Below are 21435 nucleotides of genomic sequence, written 5' to 3'. Positions count from 1 at the left end.
AAGATTTTAAGCAAGAAGAAATGACTTTGTCGTCCTTTAAAAAAGAGACCTACATCATACCTGCCCGCTCAACTGCAGTCAGTTATGATGTAGGTCTTCCAATTGGACAAAACCTAATGATTAATTATAATGGCGGCTGCACCAATAACAACTTCCCAAGCTGGATCACCGTTTGATCATACCAATCTGGATGCTGCCGAACATGCTCAATACTTCGTTCATTGCCGCATGCCTCAAATACAGCCGCTTTGTCTGTCTTTTCGGTATCGACTTCGAAGCGCACCGTATGTTTCCCATTCGGGAGCTCCGGCAAGAATACATACTGATTACGATTATGATCGTTGTATAGTGTGAATCGATCGACAATAAAGGGTTCCCCACCATCCACCGACACCTTCAATCTGCCAGAATCAGGCCCCCCGATATCGAATAACCCGATATGGGTGCCCTCGAACTGCACCGTAATAGCCTCTCCAGGATCGACTGCTCGCCATAGGCCGGGGAACAACCAATTGTACTCGCGCACTAAAGCAAAATCATCGGGCGTCATGTAAGACCATCCTGCGGAAAAAGTAGTAAGACTATCAAGTGACAGCATGGTCGCATACTCCCAAGGATTAGCCGGAACCAACGGATTCTGAGGTAAGTGATGTACTAACCTTCCCTGATGACCTCTGAGTTCGATAATTGCCTCAAATGACCGGGTGATCGTATCCGTGTAAATCTGGTGTCCTTCGGGGATAGTCGGATGGATCGAATCATGCGTAAAAACAACGGCTCCAGAAATGGACACGTCTTCCCTTGAGGTAAAAACGAGTTTTCCCTCCGACACCAAGTGACTGACCGCTACGCCCAGATGAATCGAAGGAATACCATAATAGTCGGCCACTTCCTCTTGCATAAGGGCCCCCTTCTGGTATTCCCCAGACTGAAATAAGGCCACATCCCGCTCCTTCAGTGTATAAACGAACAGGATATCGGTAAACCGGCTCCGCTTGCGGATCTGACGGACAATCCCTTCAATTCGTGCCTTGGATTCGGGATCTCCGCCATCGTTACCGACAAATTCAACAAATACTAGATCAGGCCGATGACGCAGTACATCTGTCTCCAAACGGGCACAACCCAAATCCGATCCTGTCCCATTAATGCCTGCATTCACAGAGCGGATATCCGCCTTAGGATATTTCTCACGAAGCCAATCCGCTGTCATGACCCTGTAGCCTTCAGAACGAGTATTACTGCCGCCGAAATAGACGATTGTTACGGTATCCCCATTTTCCAATTTCTGAATTATATTGGGGAGCCCATTACGAGGGAATAATTCCTTCATCGTGACTTCACCTGACCTCATTTATCAATTTTAGGAGCAAACAATTTTACAGCAAACACTTCAAAATAAGGCGAACCATACGTTTCGCAGAAATTAATCTGGATTCGGGTTACACGTTTCGCATCCACCTTATGTTTATTCAACGTGAGATAATTCCCACGAGTTATGATTGTCCTCTCGGTTCCGTCTTCTAAGGTCAAGGTCAAATCATAATCTTGGATAAGGGACTCGATCGGGTCGTTGAAATGCTCCAAATCCAACTGTGAATTGAAAACAAGATGGATTTCGTCAACATTTTTGGGGCTTGCAAAACAGAATTCCAACCATTCCTGTTCTTCCGTACGTTCAGAAATCCAGCCGTTCGGTAGACCATAAGGTCTGGAGAAGCCGTTGACGACATTCTCGGGATTATACATACTCTGGGACGGTAACAGATCCTTGAAGCAAATGCTCTTATTGAATTTCTTCAGCCTGGACGGCTCTTCCGGTCTATAATGGAAGCTGACCGCTCCTGTTATTTTTTCTTCATTGCCGTAGACGGCAAGGCTCGCCGTACCTTCCAATACGATGTAGATTTTGTCGTCAGCCGGTTTCTTGCAGCCCAAGTTTAGCGTAATCCAGTCGTCATGACCGGCTGCAATAACCAAGCGGTAATCTTTCAACTCGCTGGTGGGAATGTAATTTTCCTTCCGTTCCCCGCCAAACAGCTTCACATGCAAAGTTTCCGAATGCACGGACCTATTTTTAATTTTGATCCGTACACTTTCAGCCACGGATGTCTGAATCGGCAAAGCCAAACATAACCCTTTCTCCAAGGAAATCTGTTCGGTTGGATGAAGATTATCATAGCTGCGCTGAGACGAGGCACGAATAGTTAATCCGTCCGCGAAGTAAGGATTCAATTCCTCTTGAAGCCCTACAATCGTTTGGCCATCTCGAAGCAGCAGCGCCTGCAGCTCCTCCGTATGAGATTCGATTATGGCTGCGGGGTCTATATCATATTTCAAGCATAACGAAGCAGCCGTTCCAACCGCCTGGCCCATACAACCGCAGGTTGCCATTACCCTAGTAGATCCGAAAGCCACATGAGTAGCACTTATGTTACGACCAGCAAACATGAGATTAGGAATATTTCGTGAATATAAACTGCGGAATGGGATATTGTACAATCCTGGAACGAAATTCCATGCTGTAGCTGGCCCCTCATCGTAGATGCCCTTATTCGCATGTAAATCCATATACCATCCACCAACGGATACAGCATCTTCGAAATGCGGCTTTGCTGTAAGATCGTTCTGAGACAACATGTGGTCCCCTATGAACCGCCTTGACTCCCGCTTTCCAGGAATCGGGCATACATAATCCAAGATGAGATTGTCAACATCATCAAATTCGCCGCTATTTTTGATATAATCCCAAATCCCGTACACCAATTTCCGCAGTTCCAATGCGATGTCTTCATTATTCTTGATAATATCCATATGTCCACCATATTCTAGCCACCACAATCCGCCAAGCCCATTGATTTTTCTTGGTAAAGCCCGATGGTTTAAGCCTTTTCTGATACTATCAAAAAAAGCCAACTTCGTAATATCATACGCAAAGCCAGGCCTTTTGAATGGAACGAAATATTCTACGTCACGGGCTTGAAACAGGATCGTATCGCCCATGGTGTAATGGTCCGCCACTTCAGGAGCCAATTCTTCCTTGTATTCATGCTTGGCTTCTCTACCCCAGCGGAAGAGAGCGCCAGCTTGATATCCAACAACTCCATCTCCGGAGCAATCGATGTAGGTTCGGCTTTCGAAACGAAATTTTCTTTCGGAAGCCAATTGAAGGCCTTCCACCCATTTAATTCTGCCGTTCTCCATGCCCGTTTCATGCACGCATGTATTTAGAAATAGAGAAATGTTAGGCTCAGCATAAACCATGTCGAGCAAGACCGTATCCGAAAGCGAAAGCATAAGCTTCTTGTTGTATAACGGATTATAGTGAAAAATCTTCAACTTGAGTTCTTCCACCAATCCGCCCTCGCGTGCATAATAGGATGGACTGTTTCCGAGATATGCTGACCCGTTGATATGAACCCGGACCTCGCTGCTCGCATTTCCTCCAAGAACCGGCCGATCATTAATAAGTGAAACCTGCAGCCCTTGGCGTGCGGCAGCAATGGCAGCGCATATCCCAGCAATACCTCCGCCTACGATGGTTACATCTGCTTTAATAAGCTCCATTTTGATAACCTCCATGATTAGATCCTTCTATCATGGTAAGCCTTTTGATGCTCTTTTTTTTACATGATTTCGCGAGAAATTTATACATTTTTTGCAACCTTATTTGGATTCATACCGTGTCATTTTTATCCGATATTGCTTAGGCGTATCACCCGTATATTCTTTAAATAGTTTACAAAAATAACCTTCATTCACAATTCCTACTTCCTCACACAATTCCAATAAAGAATAATCCTGAACATTTAACAGCTCGAGAGCTAAGTGAATTTTTTTGCGGTTGATGTAGCTGATAACGCCCTCGTTCATTGTTTTTTTGAATAAGCTGCTAAAATAAGATGGAGCTAAATTCACTTCCTCGGCAATCGCCTCGAGCGTTAATCTCTGTTTCAGGTTTTTCTCTATAAACCGCATAGCACTCATAATTTCTATACGATGTAAAAGTTGGCCAGCGTGTACATATTCGAATGTGAAGTCGCCAATATAGGCAAGCTGCTCCCGAAATGTCATGAATTTTATGGGAAACTCTGATGCATCCGTGGTCAACGAGTTCCCCGATTTAAATTTCGCAGTTATGTCTCTGTACAAGCCTTGAAGCATAGGTGCCATGATGGACTTATGAATTTTATAATCTGTCACAAATTGGTTTAAAGCAGAGAGTTCTTTCTCCAGCGCTTCCTTGGAAACTTTTCTTTGTATCCATGTGAGAAAATCAGCCAGTTTCAGCTGAAAGTCCTCCTTTTTGTCATTACGGTAATGGAACCGATGCATGGGTGTTTTGACTACTTTCTCTTCATGATAATAGAAATCTTCACTCACGTTATTAGCTTCCATGTAAGCTTGTTTGATGGATTCCCAGCCTCGGTGCGGGCCTCCAAAAGCTACGGATACCCTTTGATTCAAATATTGATGTAAATGGGAGACGATCTGACTACCCAATGAATGGCAAGCATATTCCGTGTCCATATCGCTGCGATTATTTTCCCAGGAAAGAAAGCCAATAAAACGATTATCGGATAGATCCGCAGCTACACCTCTGCCACCGTTCACCACAGTTTCTTCGATTATATTCGTAATCGCATATTTCAAGATGTTTTGATCAGAAGCTGAATAATCGTTTCGAAAACTTTCATACAGATTCATTTCAACAATGAAGCAGCAGTAGTTGGCTTGAAAGAAATGGAATTGCATGCGATTGGCAAAATCCGATGCCCGATGAGAAGGAATTTCGCCTCTGATAAGCTCGTTAAAAAATTGCTTGCGGACTCTATATTTATTTTCAAGTACGGATACGTTTAACGATTGAAATTCCGCTTCTTTTTTCTTAACCTCATTTAAAATTCCGGCTGCCTTATCTAAAGCGCGATCTAAATCTGCTTCTCTGAGCGGAACCTTAACAATGTACTCCAATACGTTGGCTTGAATAGCTCTCTGGGCGTATTCAAAGGATGAATAGGCGGTCAAAAGAATGTATTGGGTATGGGGAAGCTTTGGTTTTAGCTGCTCAATCATGGAAATTCCATCCATTCGCGGCATAACGATATCAGATATCACGATATCCGGCTTAAGCTTTACGATCTCCTCTATCCCATTCAGCCCATTATTCGCTTTTCCCACTAAATGAAATCGCTTATCCCTATGGGAGAGCTCGTTAAAAAACAATTCCAATCTCTGAATGATTAGATCTTCATCGTCAACAATGAAGCAGGTGTAGTCTCTCACCATCATGCATCTCCTTTAAACGAGCCTGCTGGGAATAAGGCTTGAACACGGGTTATTTCCTTAGGTATACTTAGGATTTGGAGCCCGAACTCTTCTCCGTAGTGAAGTCTGATTCGGTCATGAATATTATTTAACCCGATTCTTTTCCTTTTTACTTCCACATCACTCGGTTCTGAAATCAAAATATGCTTTATTTTATCAGTTGGAATTCCCTCGCCTAGATCAACTACTTCTATGATGACGATGCCGCCCTCCCTGTACGCATGAATAGTAATAGGGCCTTCGATCCCCCCTCCGTTATAACCATGGAAGATACTATTCTCCACAAGGGGCTGCAGCAGCATTCGAAAAACTGGGAAATCGATTAAATCTGCTTCGATATTTTCAATCAAGTGGAAGTTCCTGTTATAGCGGATGTTCTGGATCGCGATATAGTCCGATACATTTTGCAATTCCTGACGCAGTGATACCTTCTCCGAAGCATCAGCTATCCCATATTCCAATATTGAAATGAGAGACTCGATCACCACATCTACTTTCTCTATTTGTCCAAGTCGTATGACATTGCTGATAGAACCAAGCGTGTTATACAGAAAATGAGGGTTTATTTGAGACTGAAGCACTTGGATTTCCAGCTTCCGCTCAAGTTCATTATGTAGCTCTGCTCCCCGTATCAGTTCCACAATTTGTTGCAGCATACGATCGAATGCTCGGGAGAGATCTCCAAACTCATCGTTTCGGTTAATCGATATTGTAGTTGTGAGGAGGCCTTGCTCCACCCGCTTCATTTTTGTTTTGAGCGCATAGAGAGGGGTCCTTATATATTTGGCAATAAAAAAGGAAATGAACAGACTTAGAAGAAGACCTGCAGCTAGAAGCCCGATATAATAGGTTTCCAATCTGGACAAAGCAGCTTTCAAGCGTGATTCATCGTTGATCGAGATGATGGTCCAGTTGAATTTCTCAGTCGGTTTTTTCAGAAGGGAGACTGGAATACCATCCTTGGTATGTAGTTGAAGGCTTGTTTCTGTAGTATCCAGAATTTGTTCCGCTGATGTTTCACCGATTGAAAAAGTATGATCTTGAATATTCATGGGTCCTTTATTTTCCGAAAATCCGGCAATGATTTTTCCCGATGCGGTGATTAGAGCCAAATCCATTTGTTCTTTTTTATTGATCTTGAACAAGGTTTCTTCAATGGCATTTAGATCCAAATCTACCGCAATGGCCATAGGAAACGGAGCACTGTTCAGATATCGAACCATCGTAACGGTCCAGCCGGAATATTTAGATTTGTAAGGATCACTGACAAATGTAGTCCTTCTGTTCTTGTCAGCCGCATCAAACAAAGGTTCTCTTTCAGCTAAAGGTTCATCGAATATTCGGGTAGGTGTACTCCCGCCTAGAATGGATAAATCGCTTTTGATCAAATAAATATTACTGACGTAATTACTGTTGAGTTCATACAGCTCTCTTAATTGCTTTTTAATCACTTCTGTATTGTCAATGTTGGCTTTCACCGATGTTTCGACCGAGAACAGGATCGTCTGAAAGGAGGAAAAATTAACTGTGAAATACTGATCTACCTTGTCTAGTATTTGGTTGGTGTAATAAATGTCAGTTTTTCTTATTTCCTTTTGGACATAGTGGTAAGACAATTGACTTATCAAGATTATGCAGCTTAATACAAATGCAAACACGATAAAAAATAATTTTAAAGGCAAGCTGACTCTTCTTCGCATCTATCATCTTCCTTTTAAATCTGTATTAAACAAATAATAGCATATGATAAGAAGAAACGCCTTCGGCGTCCTTTTTAAGGACGATAAGCGTTTCTTCGAAAAATAGAAGGATAAAGTATAAAGTAAAACTTATACTTTCTTATATTTCAATAAAGAGAGGGGCTATTTATAGCCTCTCTCTTTGTTTAAAAAATAAGAATTTATATGCTTCGCGTATAAATATTCCTTATCTATCTCGCTGAAACGGTACCGTCCTTTAAAAGGACGGCGAAGCCGTTTCTACTTGATTTACTTAATTAAGCCCGCTTCTTTAAATTGCTTGATTACTGTGTCCTTATATTTCTGCATGTCAAACTTGGTATCCAACGTATTGAGGAAATTCTCCCAGTTAGAAAGAGGATCTTTGCCGGTCATAAATTTGACCAAACTTTCATTAATGAAACGTTGACGGTCAGCTGCCAATGTATCGTTCGGGTCTTCAGTCAATAAATTCCCGGGCAAAGTAGGCGCCACGTATTTCTGATTGTTCTCAAAAGCTTCTGCCGTCTTAGGATTCTGGAAGCTGAAGTACTCAGCATCATCACCACGACGCGGCATTCTATAATGGTCAACCCATAGGTACTTTTCTTTCATTTCCTTCGATAATTCGGAGGTTTTATTCTTGATCTTGCCGTCCACTAAATCCCAATGAATTCCTTTAATTCCGTATGCAAAATTCGGATATGCTTCTTTGTCCGTAAAGAGATAATTCAGCATGGACAAGATCCGAATGATTTTGTCCTTATCCGCTTTCTTGGATATGGCCCATGAATTGCCTTGGAACGATTTTCTCTCTACAATTTGATCACCATAAGGACCTATCATTGGAGGAATGACGATCCATTCCGGCACCTCTCCACTGATTTCTTTCATTTTCTGCTGATAATCCGGTTCTAGCCTACGTGCATCTCTTATCATGAAGCCAACTTTACCCTTAAATAACTTTTGGTCGAGCAAATCGGGAGTATTCATTGTCACCCAGTCTGGATCTACAACTTTGGCTTCCATCATTTTATTGATATAAGCGAGCGCCTCTTTCATTTTTGGGTCGGTATACAGGAACACCGGTTCATTGTCTTTCACATCAATGGCTGATGGAGGATTGACGCCAAACATCCACATCAAACTATCGAAGCCGTAGGTTTGCAGATTGCCTTCTTTATTCATGCCGCCTATGAATCCGTAAGTATCGTTTTTGCCATTACCGTCCGGGTCTTTCTCTGTAAAGGCTTTCATAACTTCGAATAACTCGTCAGGTGTCGTTGGCACTTCCATATTCAGCTTTTTCAGCCAATCATTGCGAATGAAGAAGCTTCGACTGATACCATTTACATTATCATAACCTGGAACCCCGATGGTTTTTCCTTGATAGGACATCGCCTCCCAGGAGTCTTTGCTAAAACGTTTCTGTAATTCAGGAAATTGATCCAGATACGGTGTCAAATCCGCAAGAACGCCTTGGTCATAATATTGCGCAAGATCAGCCCGGCTCTTCAAGAAAATCAAATCTGGAATATCTCCTCCAGCAATGAGCGTATTTAATTTAGTCGTTGCTTGACCTGATTGAGGAATCATCATTTCCAAGTCGATATTTACTGCTTTCTCCAACATTTGGCGTTGGATATCTTCTTCACGGGGAGGAATTGGAGCAGCAGCATTGAAAGTGCCTTGGTTAAACATCGAAATTTTCAATTTTTTTTCAAAGGGACTAGACTGGCCTTGTGAATTACCCGTAGCTGACGATGTAACCTCTTTTTTGTCCCCACATCCTGACAATACCGCTCCCATACCGACCATTGCTGTCAGAATAGCAAATGTAATCGCTTTACGTTGCATAATGACCTCTCCTTTGCTTCTATATTATCACGGTTTCCCCGTAACAACTCAGGTTGGAATTTCTTTTTAACCTTTAACCGATCCCAAGAGTACACCTTTGGTAAAATGCTTTTGCATAAATGGGTAAACGATCAAAATCGGAACTGTAGTCACTACAACTGCTGCCATTTGTATAGCGAACGTACTAACAGCTCCGGTATTGGCAAGCGAATCAGCACTTTGGGTTGCGACGTTAAGCAGGATGTTGCGCAAGATCACTTGAAGCGGCATTAAGTTGGAATCATTGATATAAACAATAGCATCGAAGTAACTGTTCCAATGCCCGACTGCGTAAAATAAGGAAATTGTGGAAAGGACGGGCAAGGACAAGGGTAAAATGATCCGCCATAAAGACTGAAGCTCACTTGCACCGTCTACCCTCGCTGATTCCTCGATTTCAGCAGGCAATTGCTCGAAAAAGCCTTTAATGATCACCAGATTAAATGCACTAATGAGATGTGGAATAATCAATACCCACGGACTGTTTAGCAATCCCAGAGAGCGGACTAGTAAATAAGTCGGAATTAATCCTCCTCCAAACATCATGGTAAAGACAATGAATAGTAAAAATGGGCTTCGACCCGGCAAATATTTTTTGGATAACGGATATGCCGCTATTACCGTAAAGAACACATTGAGAGCAGTACCTACTATCGTTCGAAACAATGTAATTTTATACGCCTGCCCGATACCATGTGAAATGAATACTTCTTTATAGGCTAGAAAGGTAAAGGATTCTGGTATAATAACAATTCCTCTTCTTAACACTTCCGATTCTGGCGTCACTGAAACAGCAACTACATATAGAAAGGGTAGTAAGCACAGTAGAGCTAGTAAAATAAGAATAAAATAAACGACAGCTTGCCAGACTTTTTCTCCGATTGTCAAATTGATCATATTGATAACCACCTCACCAAATTTGCCCATCGAATTTTTTGGCGAGCTTATTCGCTGCCAACACTAAAACAAATCCGATGACCGCTTTAAACAATCCCACAGCAGTAGCCAAGCCAATCTTAAGTCGCTCGAGCCCTTCACGGTATACCCATGTGTCGATAATGTCGATCTTCTCCTGATTAAAGCTGTTGGCAAACATGAATATTTGGTCAAAACCAGCATCCAGAATATGGCTTAATTTAAGGATCAGCATCAGAATCATCACGCCTCGAATGCCGGGAAGTGTCACATGCCATAGCTGTCTCCATTTGGAAGCGCCATCAATTCTAGCCGCTTCATATAAGCTTGGATCGATTCCTGCTAATGCTGCAAGATACAATATCGCTCCCCATCCAATATCCTTCCATATTTCAGATAAGATGATCAGCAGTCTGCCCCAGGCAGGTTCCGTTAGGAATGAGATGGGTTCAACTCCAGCTTCCTTCAAAATCATATTAAAAAGACCATCCCCTGGGGCTAATAATGCCACCATCATTCCATAAACAATGACCCATGATAGAAAGTGGGGTAAATAAGTGATCGTTTGTACGACTTTCTTAAACCATTGGGTATAAACTTCATTGAGCAGCAAAGCAAGTATGATAGGAGCTGAGAAACCGAACAACAGCTTATACAGCGATATGATTATCGTATTTCTCATGATGTCCCAGAAATAAACGCCGTTCATAAAATCTGTAAAATTTCTAAATCCAACCCATGGACTATCCCATAGTCCCAATGCTAGGTTATATTTTTAAAAAGCAATAATGATTCCCGCCATAGGAATGTATTTGAATACGGCAAAGTAAACTAATGCCGGGAACAAGAGAGCGTACATCACTTTATACTTTTTTATCGTTCTTATCCATGAATTCCGCTTTTTGGTGAGGGGAATGGCGTCCGCTGCCAATTTTGCTTGCATTTCATCACCTCGTCTTTATTTATATTTGTATAATAGCATCCCTCTACCCGAATAAATTTCTGTGATTTCAAGAATTTCTTATAAGATTTTAAGTAAGTACATCCTTGGATAATTCCAATACAATAGGCATGATTGTCTTGTATTAAAGCTCGTACAATAACTCTGACTCGAAAGTTTGAGTATAGACCAAATACAATCGTGAGGTCCCAAACAAAAAAAGCCCTAGAAAAAATTGGGCTTAATTTAATGAGTCATGTTTTTTATATAATGCATCCACGTATTTTATTTTCCATTACTAAAAACTATATTCATGAGCAAAAAAGGCATCCTCCAGCGTGGAAGGGTTACCTTTTACTTCTCCAAAGTTCCATCTGCAACGATTGTTCCATGCATAATAATTACCACGTCATCAACCGTCGCTGCAAGCTCTTCCATTAGATGAATGGATTGTAACAACGTGTTTACACACTCAGCCTGTTCACATAGGCTTAGACTTATCATTAAATAAATTAATAAATGCTTAGGACTAAGACAAAATTCCTTTAACAAACAATGAGACACTGTGCTTGTAGAACTCTTCTTCGCTGACGAGTTGGGATTGATATTGCCGGTGAATCAGCTCGCTCATCTGAAATCCGTAGCACATCGAGAGAAAAGACATGGCGACAAGACGCTCATCCTGTCTGGCTATAATTTTTTTCTTCTGCAAGCGTTCAAAATATTCAACCAGCAAGGAGTGAAGCTTCGCCGGCGGATCGGCCAGCACTCTGTCTAATTCGGGAAGCATTCCTTTGTCACGGATGCCAATTAAAATGATGTCCGCATTTTTATGGAAAAACAAACGGTACTGCTGACTTACATTCAGCAGATCGATTTCCGGGTTATCGGTCGCGTCCTCTTTTAACAGCTTCTCAAATTGCGGGATATCCGAATGTCTTTCAATGATCGCTTCCAATATGCCTTGCTTGCTTCTAAATTGCCGGAAAATCGTAGATTCATTGACTTTAGCTTCCGTTGCAATGGCTTTGGTGCTTACTCCCCGATAGCCATTCTTTTTGATGAGCCGTGTCGCGGCTTCAATGATTCTGTCTGAAGTTTGCATTGTATTTCTCCTTTTGCATATGTTAAACCTATTCTACTACAAGTTTTGCATATGCAGCAGGGTCGGGGTTCATCATTTTCATAAACGGTTTATTTAAAGCAAATCGCTTCTTTTTTCCCAGCGGCTTGGTTCCGTAATCTTGACATGATCAGGGACCAATTGCGTGAGCGTGCCTAATTTATCAAATGTAATCTGGATTCGGTCAGAGGGCAACAGCCATTGTTCGGTCTCGATTGCGCAGCAATCCGGTATCGTCCCCATTCCTATAATCGTGCCCGGGAGCGGCGTGAAAACTTTGAGAACCTCCTCCATCACTTTTGCAGGATGTGCAGAATACTCGGATGTGCTCCCCTTCCAGTGCAGTCTCTCCCCGATGAATACATTCACATCCAGTACCAGCGGATTGTCGATTTCATCCGGCGTAACCAGAAATGGCCCTATTCCTTTGCTGCGATCAAAATCTTTGCAGCGCGTCGGTCCGGTCAGCCCCTGGAAATCCGGCCATTGCACATCGCGGACAGTACTGTCATTAAAAATAACATAACCTGCAATGCAGTTCTCCATCCCTGTAACAAATGCCAGCTCCGGCTCAATATCCAGGTAGGAAGAGTACGAAGGCCAATGAATCGTATCTCCATCGCCAATTAATGCATTATGGTTACATTTGTAATAACTGAAAGTTACTTTGTTCGGATCTTGCTGGAATTTTTCAGCAATTTTTTGTTTAAGCTCTTCTCTTTCCGGCCCTGTATATTCTCTTTGCAGCAGATTTACGCCAGCATTTCTCAGATGTCTTGGTGTCAGTCCGAAATCGATAAGCGCAGCCGGATTTGGAACTGGCGGCAGCAGGTTTACCGCTACAATCGGGCAGATTTCATTTTCATTAAATTGATGCGACTGTTCGACCGCATATTGCATTAATTCCTTAGCGGCATCATAACTTGCCGGTAAATAATGAAGATAGCTGTCCATACTTTCAAGACTGTCAACGAATGTTCCCTGCTTTTTCATGATTGCGGCAAAAGACACGACAAATTTCTCGTTAATTACAAGCCCAAACAAAGGTTCCTGGGATGTCTTGGTTTGAAAGGTTACTAGTTTCATGTTGCAGCGCCTCCATCCATGTAGTGTGATGTTGTTCTGTTACATCATATTACATGGAGCGAATGCATGCAAGTACATGCTTGCATTTATGTTTTCCACTCTCTATAATAAAGGCATGCTTTACCCCAAAAACATATACGCAAAGGAGAATTTTCATGAAGTATGGACGTATTATCCAAAAACCTCGCGTTAAATTTTTTGAAGTCGCAGATGGCGTCTTTGCCGGTATTTCGCCGTATCGCGGCATCAGTTGGGCCAATACCGGGTTCATCAACAAGGGTGAAGGGCTGGTGTATGACACGTTCTTCGATTTGTTCCATGCACGGGAAATGCGGGAGGCTTTTAAGGAAGTAAGTAACGGCGGCTCTCCCGCATATGTGGTGAACTCGCACTATAACAGTGATCATGCCTGGGGAAACAAAGTGTTTGAAGATGCTTGCATTATTATGCATAAGGAAGCGTCCAGAGAGCGTCTCACCGAAAATATCGCCTGGATGGATAACGTCATCAGAAGAGGAAAGGATTCTCCGGAATCGACTTCGGGCGAGCGGTTTTTTGCAGCAGAATTTGAAGGATTCGACCTGGAAGGCGTAGAATGGGTGCTCCCGAATATTGAGATAAAGGACGATATCAACATCCGTCTTGGCGAAACGGAAGTTATGATTTACAACGTAGCTCCCGCCCACTCTGACAGTGACTTGCTGATGTGGATGCCAAAAGAAAAAGTGCTGTTTGCCGGCGATGTCGTGTTTAACGGTTGTACGGCATACAGCGAAGAGGGAACCCTCAATTGGGTTAAAGTGCTTGATCGCATTATTGATGAAATTAAACCCGAAATCGTTGTTCCAGGACATGGCGCCATCTGTGGCCTGGACTTCGTGAAGGAGCAGAGAGACTACCTCTTGAACCTGATCAGCGAGTTCAACAAGCATTACAATGACGAAATTGATTCCTTGTCCCTGACCAAGCAACTTGATATTTCACGTTTCCTTCATTGGATCCAGCCAGAACGCTTGTATGTTACAGTGGATATCCTATTGAAAAGCAAACGAGGGTTACCACCCCTTCCAATTTGGAACGAGGTGCCTGCTAAGCTGGAAGACATGAAAGCTTTTTTGGCTGGGAAATATGGCAATCAGATCAAGCCATGGGACCCTATGAGTGTTTGGAAAGAATAGCAATTTAAAGCTAACCTACGAAAAACAAAAAAACGGCCCTGTCGCAAACGATGCGAACAGCGGCCGTTCTTTTGAATTGTTCCACGGAATATAAATCGGTGCTTTGAAACGATTATGATAAAAAATGGAGAAGGACTTATGACTTACTAGAGGGGAATCTCCCCCAATTGGATTGGAGAAGATTTCCGTTGAATTAATATTTATTATTCCAAATAGCTTTCTGCAAGTTTCATTAGGGTTTCTTTGCTTACTTTATTTATGTCTCCACGTAAAGTATAGGCGTATTTCACCTTTTTGTCTGGGTTCTCGTATACCCATTTCAGCTCGTGCGTCTGCGAAGGAGCAAATTCTGTATGCAGCATTTCTACTCCCTTCACTTGAACCTTCTCCTGCTTAAATTCAACGTTCTCGTCAATATACATTGTAGGATCGCTATTTCCACTCAGATTAGTGATATCAACCCCGATTTTATCTTCGCCATTTTGATACGTAGCAAAGAGAAGGAAAAGCTGATCTGTCATTTCAACCGGCATCATGGCATATCCCTGATTGGATTCTTCCGCCTGCTTTCTCAGCTTTTCTGCCATTTTCTTTTTTTCTTCCGAAGAAGGAGGATTCACTTCCTGAGCATTTTTAAAGATTACGTCCGCCTTTTGGAATGTATAATTTCCATTGACTTTGTCTGCGATCTTAATGGATTTATCCGTAATCTTATCGCGCAATTGAGAAAGATCTTGGAAGACAGTCACCTTCGTTCCAAGAATTGTTTCGTGATTCGGGTTATTGGCAACCATATAGAACAGCCCAGCTTCCCCGTTCTTTAGCACCTTATCCTTAAGTTCATAAAATGCCTTGAACTGCGCTGTCTCATCTTTCGATTCTGTTATTACGTAATCTTTCGTCGATTTAGTTTCATATACGACTTTGCCATCCTTATTCGTCAAAGAATGATATTGAACTGCCGCATAACCCGTGGAGGCCATTAACATCATCCCTACACACGCAGTCAACACAACTTTATATTTCATAAAAAACCTCTCCTTTTCTTGTGGCTTAGCATGTAATATTCTCATTACTTTTCCTGTCAAGTCGGCGTCGGGAATGCGCGGGTCATCAAACAGTTTTTTCAAATCCCGATCCCTGTCCATATTCATACACTCCCACTCCCTTCACTTGAGTATAATACTTTCGAAATTTTGCAGATGCACGTTCATATTTTTTACGAAGGCTGGCACTGTTTTTGCCCAGAATCAAGCCGATCTCCTGGTAGCTTTTATCCTCGACACAACGTAAGATTAACAAATTACGCTCTTCCGCCGATAATTTTGCCATGGCTTGATGTACGGATTCATCAAAATAGTTGGCTTCAATATGCAAGTCTACTTCATTATTTTCTTTCTCATCCTGGTAAAAGAAAGGCAAATATTTCACCAACTTTCGCTTACGGATGATGTCGATACATTGATGGTAGGCAATCTTGTATACCCAGGCGCCAAAATCTATTTGATATTGGGTATATTTCTTCAAGGTGCGGAATGTCTTCAAAAATACTTCCTGTGCGTTATCCTCAGCTTCGGCATAATTGCCAAGCATATGATAACAGTAGAGAAAAATCGGTTTTTGATAAACCTCCATGATTTTCTCGAATTTTTCTATTTCCCCATTCAACACATCTGCAATGATCTGACGTAACTCCGTATCATTCAAGCTGTCTCCCCCCCTTTCACTCTATACAACGAAGAGCTCGACCCAAAATGTGACAACAATTGTTCATGGATTAAGCCATAGTAACTTACTTTAAATATTTTTCTGTTGTTGTATGTGAAAATTCATAGTCAGATATAGCCGCATCATAGACAAAGCCTACAACCCCCTACACAGCATAAATGCGTTCATCTTCTTCATAAACCTTAGGAATATCATGACTATGTATCATCACATTTTCTTTAGTAGATTCAAAGAAAAAACAGATTATGGTATTTACCTAAATCCTATATAAAAAAACGAAAGGTGCCCTAAACAGCCAAAAAATGGCTTTCGGGACACCACAAGAGAATTAATCAGTCTTTTGTTTTAGATATTCATCTAGGTACGATTGGTGAAATAAAACTGTAATAAGTAGTGCTAGAACTTCAAAATCCAGATCGTCAGTTTACTCATGAGCAGCCCAATCGATTCGAAATTGTTTCTCTTGCTGTCCATTTCCTTCTCCTATTAAACTGCATACTTTATTCTATTATCAAGAAGGGAGCTGAATGTAATTATGGGACTTAGTTTTCGTAACAATACGAGTTTAACCGTATATGTTGCCTTCGCATATTACTCCTCTGCAAGCTGTAATCAGGGCTCGATCCCCTTGATACCTTGGCCCAGCTGGTATGAAGCGGTAGGTTGGTACACAATAAATCCAGGTCAAACGGTAGAGGTATTGAGTGGGGCAGTCAACAATCGAGAAATATATTACTATGCTGAATCTACAGATAGGAGTCTTGTATGGTCAGGTGTTAACTATCTTACTCTACCGCAAAATGCTTTCAAACTTTGTGGTGGCGCAGGTTACTGTGATGCTCCGCTTTGTAGAAGGCTAGGATTGAGAAAAATCAGGATTGGTAACTTCAGAAATTATACAGTTAATATTGTATCTAGTAATATTCAAAGTCAATCTAAGTTTTTAAATGTCAACACGGCAGTTCCTGGTAAAAAGAAGAATGTTGGCCGGAGTAAATCTCCTATTAAAGGTCTTCGAGTTGTACGACCTGCTGCTGGCAGAAAATCTATCTCGAAACGTTAAGTGGAAAAATGAAGAAACAGTTTTGGACTTTCCTAATCAGTCCAAGACTGTTTCTACTTGTGGTAGAAGAGGGAGCTTGATTTAATTGTTTCTTTTCCCTTTGTGCAACATCGGGTACCATTCCGAATGTTGGTCTAGTCCTAGCACCCAACTCCCGAGAGCCTATTTTTATTAACTCCCTCTCTATCTGTCTATTACACTCCTTTATATTTTTACATATATTAACATTGTATTTAAATCTATAGAATGGAGTGATATAAATGAGTTTTTATGTACAAAATAATACCCCTAACTATATTTGGCTTGCTATTGCTCACTATGATCCAAATTGTAGCCCTACCACTTATGTTAAGAAGGGTTGGTACCGATTAGTCCCAGGTAGAAGTTCACTTATAGTAACTGGGTCATCTGCAAATCAAAGATACTATTATTACGCGTATGACAATTCCGGAAATATGTGGAGCGGTAATTACTACACGTATATTCCTAACACAGCCTTCGACATGTGTTGGGTAGAAAGATGCCAGGGCACAGGCTGTAACAGGGTAGGTTTCCGTGAGCTCAAAGTTGGAAATTATCAGAATTATACTTTGACCTTTACGAATGGAATCAATAGTTCAACAAAATTAAGAAATACTATAGTGTCAAAAAAAGGATCTCCAAAATTCAAATTGGATAGATCGAGCATAAGAAAGTCACCCGGCAAGGTGGGTAAAATAGGTAGGCTTATTAAGCCTTTGCGAGGCATATAGAAAATGTTATTTTGTTAGATTCTTCAGAAGCAACCTGGAGATATGTTTCCTTCAGGTTACTTCTGATTTCTTCAAGTAAGATAGTTATAGGAGGTTATCACACTCCAACTTCTCCGATCATTTGCTGTTCGATTTGTTTCATCTCATAAAAATAGCCTCTTTGCTCCATCAACTCCGAATAGGACCCCGTTTCGACTACCCTGCCTTGGTCCATGACCACAATTCGGTCCATCTCTTCCAATCCGGTTAGCCGATGACAAATCAGGAGAAGCGTATCATTAGCCGCCTGTGCGTAGAGATGCTTCAAAACGTGATGCTCTGTCACATAATCCAGCGATGAAGTGGGTTCGTCCAGAAGCCATACCCGTCCTTTGCGGAGCATCACTCGCGCTAGAGCCAGCCGCTGCTTCTCGCCATCTGACAGATTCTCCCCTTTTTCATACACCATATCGGTCAACGATTTATCGGGCAGCTGCATTTTAGCTAGTACCTCCAACAATTGTTCGTCAGTATATTCTTCTCCATTCAGCAGCAGGTTGTCCCGGATCGTTCCCCGGAAAAAATGACTTTGTTGAAACACTACATTAGCCGTTTGCCAAATGCTCGTCTCATCCAGTTCCTTTACCGAAATGCCGTTTAATCGTATATCTCCAGCCGTTGGTGTTCGCAGTTTGAGCAGCAATTCGATCATTGTTGATTTTCCTGACCCACTCGGCCCGACAATCGCCGTTTTGGAGCCAGGTAAAATGTGCAGGGACACATCCCTAAGCGCCGGTCTCCACTCTTCTTCATATTGAAACGTAACATCGGATAGTTCCATCGTAACAGCATGATCAACAGACAATGTGCCACTTGGCTGCGAGGACTGCTCATCAAAGGTCTGAACTGTTTCCGTGAGTCGTTTGGCTGCGTGTTCGCTATCCTCTTTATACGCGGGTAATGTGGCCATAGCCGTCGCTTCTTCAAATACGGTTTGGGATGCCATGACCAACATGGCAAGAAATACGCCTGCAAGCGCTCCTTCCATAATTAAATAGGCGCCGAGCGTCAGCACTCCCCAGGATACGAGAAACGTAACAAAAGTGTGCATCGATTGACCACGTAGCAAGTGTCCGGTTGCTCGTTGCTGTTCAGTTGCCAATACAGCGGAAGCGTGCTGAAGCTGCTCCTCCCGCTGTACCAATTGACCGTATAGTTTCAAATCCCGGAAACCGTACAACACTTCGGTAACTTCCGTGGACAGCTGCGCCCTCTGCTCACGAACGCGTCCATGTATTCTCCGCTGCCCGAGCAACACAATTCCCGGTACAACGAATGCCGTTATCAACATACCTATTACAAACAAAACGGCAATCCAGATCGAATAGGTAGAAGTAAACAGCACCGTAGCCAAAAACACCATGACGACCATGATCGGAGGATAAGCGACTCGCAAGAAATAATTTTGTAAACTTTCGACATCCCCAACGATCCGCGCAAGCAGATCCCCGCTTCGATTTTTGTTCAATATACCAGGCGTTAAAGGAATTAGCTTGGCAAAAAAGGATGTACGTAAACGGCTAAGCATGGAGAACGTCGCCCGATGAGAATACAAGCGTTCTCCATAACGACTTGCCGCCCGAAGCAAACCAAGCAGTTTGACCATCGAAGTGAGTACAATTAATGTATAAAGCGGTGGCGCAAATACCGTTTGCGAAATTAGATACCCGCTCGCAGAAAAGAGTGCCACACCGGCTATGCCGGCGATAAATCCACCCAAAATCGAAAGAATGATATCCTTGCGCTCCTGAATCATCGCCTTTGACAGAACGGCCAGTTCATTCATGAGGATATCCCCCCTTTCCGCTCTACATCAATCATCTCGGCATACTGAGGCAGGCGCTCCAGAAGCTCTTCATGCCGTCCGGAGTCCACCAACACTCCATTCTCCATAAACAAAATTTTGTCGGCTTGTTGAATCGTATATAATCGGTGAGCCACCGTAATCATCGTAGCCGTTTTTGCCAGTTTGGCTATGGAGCGTTGCAGTACCCGCTCGGTGTGCAAATCCAGTCCAACTGTCGGTTCATCAAACAAAATGATAGCAGGACGCTTCAAAAAAGCGCGTGCTAAGGCAAGCCGTTGCTTTTCCCCACCAGACAGTCCCCTGCCTCCTTCACCAACAAAGGTATCAAATCCATGCTCCAATTGGGCTGTAAGCGCAGTGAGTCCTGCTTCCTCCCCCGCCCGCTCAATTTCTGCCCTGGAGATGCTCCCATGAGCACCAATCGCAATATTTTCAGAAAATGTGCCTGCAAAAATATACGGATGCTGTGTAATGTAGCTAACATGTTCGAACCATTCAGTTTCATCGTATTGCGAGAGTGGACTTCCATTTACCAGAAGCGTTCCCGATTCTGGTTTCAGCAGACCGGCAATGAGATGTAGCAAAGTTGTTTTACCGGAACCACTTTTACCTACAATCGCAATATGTTCTCCCGGATTAAACTGGATCCGACCCGTCTCAAGCTTGAATGAATCTGGAGCATATTGAAACTGAAGATGATCTATTTCCATGTATGGCGGTACTGAAAGATTATTGGAATTTGTAATTTCTAATTTGCTTCCCCTGTCGACCCTATCCATGCTGTCGATCTCGTCGATTCCATCGGTTGTAAATGCTTCTTCAATCCCATTCGCGTCCCTGCTCTCCCCTGTCGGTTCTTCAAGCATCTGTTCCACCTTACGAACCGCACCCATACTTGTCCGGCCACTGTGAAAGGCCGTCCCCGTATTCTTTAACAGGTTGTAAAACTCGGGAACGAGCAACAAAACGAGAAAAGCGGTGTGGAACGTCATAGATTTGAAAACGAGCAACTGGATAGCCAGTTCAAGAGCGACAATACCAATGCTTAGCATCACGATCGATTCCAGCATGAAGGTATTCGTAAACGCAATCTTCAAAATGCCCATTGTGGCATCACGGTAACTCAGGCTACTGTGTTCAATTTTCTGTTGTTGACGGTGTGCCCGTCCAAATATTTTCAACGTCACCAGCCCTTGAAGAGAATCCAGAAACGTACCTGAAAACTCGGCCAGCTGCGCATATTTTTCTTCGGATTTGTTCTTCGTTTTCAGCCCTACCAAAATCATGAACAGTGGGATGAAAGGAGCTGTAAACAATAGGATGAAACCTGTGTTGGCATGTTGGATAAATGTAACGACCAAAATCAGAATCGGGATGATAGCAGCTTCCATCATACGCGGCATGTACTGACTGAAATAACTATCAGCCTCATCCACAGCATCCAGAGCAATACTGACCTTCCCTCCCGTCTGTCCACGAAGGGTTGAAGGCATGGAAGCATGGGTCAAGTTTTGCAGTACGGCTGCACGCATATTTGTCTTGGCAGTGGCAGCCATTCGCAAGCCAATTTTACCGTTTCCATATGACAACAATGTGCGTACAGCCATAACAGCCAGAAGAATGCCGAGCAACAGGATAACCGATGAAAATGAAGCTCTCTCCACAAAAATCCGCTGGACTGCTTCAGCAAGCAGTCCAGCCTGACTCACAATAGCTGTACCCAGCCCGAGCGAAATGATCGCGAGGAGGACCATATTTTTTCTTTGTGAAGACATTTGTTGAGAAATCAGACTGGATCTCCTCATCACAGATCACACCTCCTTTATATATAGGCTTGTAGAGAAACCTCAACCACGCCGTAA

The 21435-nt window shown here is 42.7% G+C and carries 15 protein-coding genes and 1 pseudogene; 3 read left to right on the top strand and 13 right to left on the bottom strand.

Annotation, left to right across the window (positions count from 1 at the left end):
• Positions 1–124: 124 nt before the first annotated feature.
• The 9 genes and pseudogenes from ACWNM1_RS17850 to ACWNM1_RS17810 form a co-directional block, all read right to left on the bottom strand.
• Positions 125–1333, bottom strand: a complete 1209-nt coding sequence (locus tag ACWNM1_RS17850) for a GDSL-type esterase/lipase family protein (RefSeq protein ID WP_449601991.1) — start codon at positions 1331–1333, stop codon at positions 125–127.
• A gap of 17 nt (positions 1334–1350) precedes the next feature.
• The gene (locus tag ACWNM1_RS17845) at positions 1351–3582 is read right to left on the bottom strand and encodes an FAD-dependent oxidoreductase (RefSeq protein WP_449601989.1); all 2232 of its coding nucleotides are present in this window, start codon (positions 3580–3582) and stop codon (positions 1351–1353) included.
• A gap of 84 nt (positions 3583–3666) precedes the next feature.
• A complete protein-coding gene (locus ACWNM1_RS17840) occupies positions 3667–5292 on the bottom strand; it encodes a response regulator (RefSeq protein WP_449601987.1) in 1626 nt (541 codons plus the stop codon).
• Positions 5289–7028 carry a sensor histidine kinase gene (locus tag ACWNM1_RS17835; RefSeq protein WP_449601985.1) on the bottom strand — a complete coding sequence of 580 codons (1740 nt, stop codon included), beginning with the start codon at positions 7026–7028 and terminating at the stop codon, positions 5289–5291. Before ACWNM1_RS17835 ends, ACWNM1_RS17840 begins: the two co-directional genes overlap by 4 nt.
• 288 nt (positions 7029–7316) lie before the next feature.
• Positions 7317–8903, bottom strand: a complete 1587-nt coding sequence (locus ACWNM1_RS17830) for an extracellular solute-binding protein (protein WP_449601983.1) — start codon at positions 8901–8903, stop codon at positions 7317–7319.
• A 66-nt stretch (positions 8904–8969) separates the two neighbouring features.
• Positions 8970–9839 (bottom strand): carbohydrate ABC transporter permease, encoded by an 870-nt coding sequence (locus ACWNM1_RS17825; protein ID WP_038589742.1) that lies wholly within the window; start codon positions 9837–9839, stop codon positions 8970–8972.
• A 13-nt stretch (positions 9840–9852) separates the two neighbouring features.
• Positions 9853–10800 (bottom strand): annotated as a pseudogene (locus tag ACWNM1_RS17820) (ABC transporter permease).
• A gap of 526 nt (positions 10801–11326) precedes the next feature.
• Entirely contained in the window at positions 11327–11902 is a 576-nt protein-coding gene (locus ACWNM1_RS17815; protein ID WP_449601981.1) for a TetR/AcrR family transcriptional regulator, read from the bottom strand.
• A 93-nt stretch (positions 11903–11995) separates the two neighbouring features.
• On the bottom strand, positions 11996–13006 hold the full coding sequence (locus ACWNM1_RS17810; protein WP_449601979.1) for a fumarylacetoacetate hydrolase family protein: 1011 nt from the start codon (positions 13004–13006) through the stop codon (positions 11996–11998).
• A gap of 155 nt (positions 13007–13161) precedes the next feature.
• On the opposite strand from ACWNM1_RS17810, the gene ACWNM1_RS17805 reads away from it, so the two are divergent.
• Positions 13162–14184 (top strand): MBL fold metallo-hydrolase, encoded by a 1023-nt coding sequence (locus ACWNM1_RS17805; protein ID WP_449601977.1) that lies wholly within the window; start codon positions 13162–13164, stop codon positions 14182–14184.
• 203 nt (positions 14185–14387) lie between these two features.
• Here ACWNM1_RS17805 and ACWNM1_RS17800 read toward each other — a convergent pair whose 3' ends face one another.
• A complete protein-coding gene (locus ACWNM1_RS17800; RefSeq protein ID WP_449601975.1) occupies positions 14388–15212 on the bottom strand; it encodes a hypothetical protein in 825 nt (274 codons plus the stop codon).
• Between the two features lie 85 nt (positions 15213–15297).
• Positions 15298–15891 (bottom strand): RNA polymerase sigma factor, encoded by a 594-nt coding sequence (locus ACWNM1_RS17795; protein ID WP_449601973.1) that lies wholly within the window; start codon positions 15889–15891, stop codon positions 15298–15300.
• A gap of 556 nt (positions 15892–16447) precedes the next feature.
• On the opposite strand from ACWNM1_RS17795, the gene ACWNM1_RS17790 reads away from it, so the two are divergent.
• Together ACWNM1_RS17790 and ACWNM1_RS17785 are read left to right on the top strand one after the other, a co-directional pair.
• On the top strand, positions 16448–16975 hold the full coding sequence (locus ACWNM1_RS17790) for a DUF1036 domain-containing protein (RefSeq protein ID WP_449601971.1): 528 nt from the start codon (positions 16448–16450) through the stop codon (positions 16973–16975).
• A 260-nt stretch (positions 16976–17235) separates the two neighbouring features.
• A complete protein-coding gene (locus ACWNM1_RS17785) occupies positions 17236–17727 on the top strand; it encodes a DUF1036 domain-containing protein (protein WP_449601969.1) in 492 nt (163 codons plus the stop codon).
• A gap of 97 nt (positions 17728–17824) precedes the next feature.
• Here the strand turns inward: ACWNM1_RS17785 and cydC are convergent, their stop codons facing one another.
• Positions 17825–19552, bottom strand: a complete 1728-nt coding sequence (cydC, locus tag ACWNM1_RS17780) for a thiol reductant ABC exporter subunit CydC (protein WP_449601967.1) — start codon at positions 19550–19552, stop codon at positions 17825–17827.
• Entirely contained in the window at positions 19549–21378 is a 1830-nt protein-coding gene (cydD, locus tag ACWNM1_RS17775) for a thiol reductant ABC exporter subunit CydD (RefSeq protein WP_449601996.1), read from the bottom strand. The genes cydC and cydD overlap by 4 nt, the downstream gene beginning before the upstream one ends.
• Between the last annotated feature and the right edge of the window lie 57 nt (positions 21379–21435).

The sequence above is a fragment of the Paenibacillus sp. Marseille-Q9583 genome (genome assembly GCF_976954365.1).
The sequence above is the reverse complement of the archived record's forward strand: the minus strand, read 5'-3'. Positions and strand labels throughout refer to the sequence as shown.

Bases quoted from the DNA above. Each gene is read 5' to 3' on its own strand.
- ACWNM1_RS17850 (WP_449601991.1), bottom strand. From the start codon at position 1,333: ATGAAGGAATTATTCCCTCGTAATGGGCTCCCCAATATAATTCAGAAA.
- ACWNM1_RS17845 (WP_449601989.1), bottom strand. From the start codon at position 3,582: ATGGAGGTTATCAAAATGGAGCTTATTAAAGCAGATGTAACCATCGTA.
- ACWNM1_RS17840 (WP_449601987.1), bottom strand. From the start codon at position 5,292: ATGATGGTGAGAGACTACACCTGCTTCATTGTTGACGATGAAGATCTA.
- ACWNM1_RS17835 (WP_449601985.1), bottom strand. From the start codon at position 7,028: ATGCGAAGAAGAGTCAGCTTGCCTTTAAAATTATTTTTTATCGTGTTT.
- ACWNM1_RS17830 (WP_449601983.1), bottom strand. From the start codon at position 8,903: ATGCAACGTAAAGCGATTACATTTGCTATTCTGACAGCAATGGTCGGT.
- ACWNM1_RS17825 (WP_038589742.1), bottom strand. From the start codon at position 9,839: ATGATCAATTTGACAATCGGAGAAAAAGTCTGGCAAGCTGTCGTTTAT.
- ACWNM1_RS17815 (WP_449601981.1), bottom strand. From the start codon at position 11,902: ATGCAAACTTCAGACAGAATCATTGAAGCCGCGACACGGCTCATCAAA.
- ACWNM1_RS17810 (WP_449601979.1), bottom strand. From the start codon at position 13,006: ATGAAACTAGTAACCTTTCAAACCAAGACATCCCAGGAACCTTTGTTT.
- ACWNM1_RS17805 (WP_449601977.1), top strand. From the start codon at position 13,162: ATGAAGTATGGACGTATTATCCAAAAACCTCGCGTTAAATTTTTTGAA.
- ACWNM1_RS17800 (WP_449601975.1), bottom strand. From the start codon at position 15,212: ATGAAATATAAAGTTGTGTTGACTGCGTGTGTAGGGATGATGTTAATG.
- ACWNM1_RS17790 (WP_449601971.1), top strand. From the start codon at position 16,448: ATGGGACTTAGTTTTCGTAACAATACGAGTTTAACCGTATATGTTGCC.
- ACWNM1_RS17785 (WP_449601969.1), top strand. From the start codon at position 17,236: ATGAGTTTTTATGTACAAAATAATACCCCTAACTATATTTGGCTTGCT.
- cydC (WP_449601967.1), bottom strand. From the start codon at position 19,552: ATGAATGAACTGGCCGTTCTGTCAAAGGCGATGATTCAGGAGCGCAAG.
- cydD (WP_449601996.1), bottom strand. From the start codon at position 21,378: ATGAGGAGATCCAGTCTGATTTCTCAACAAATGTCTTCACAAAGAAAA.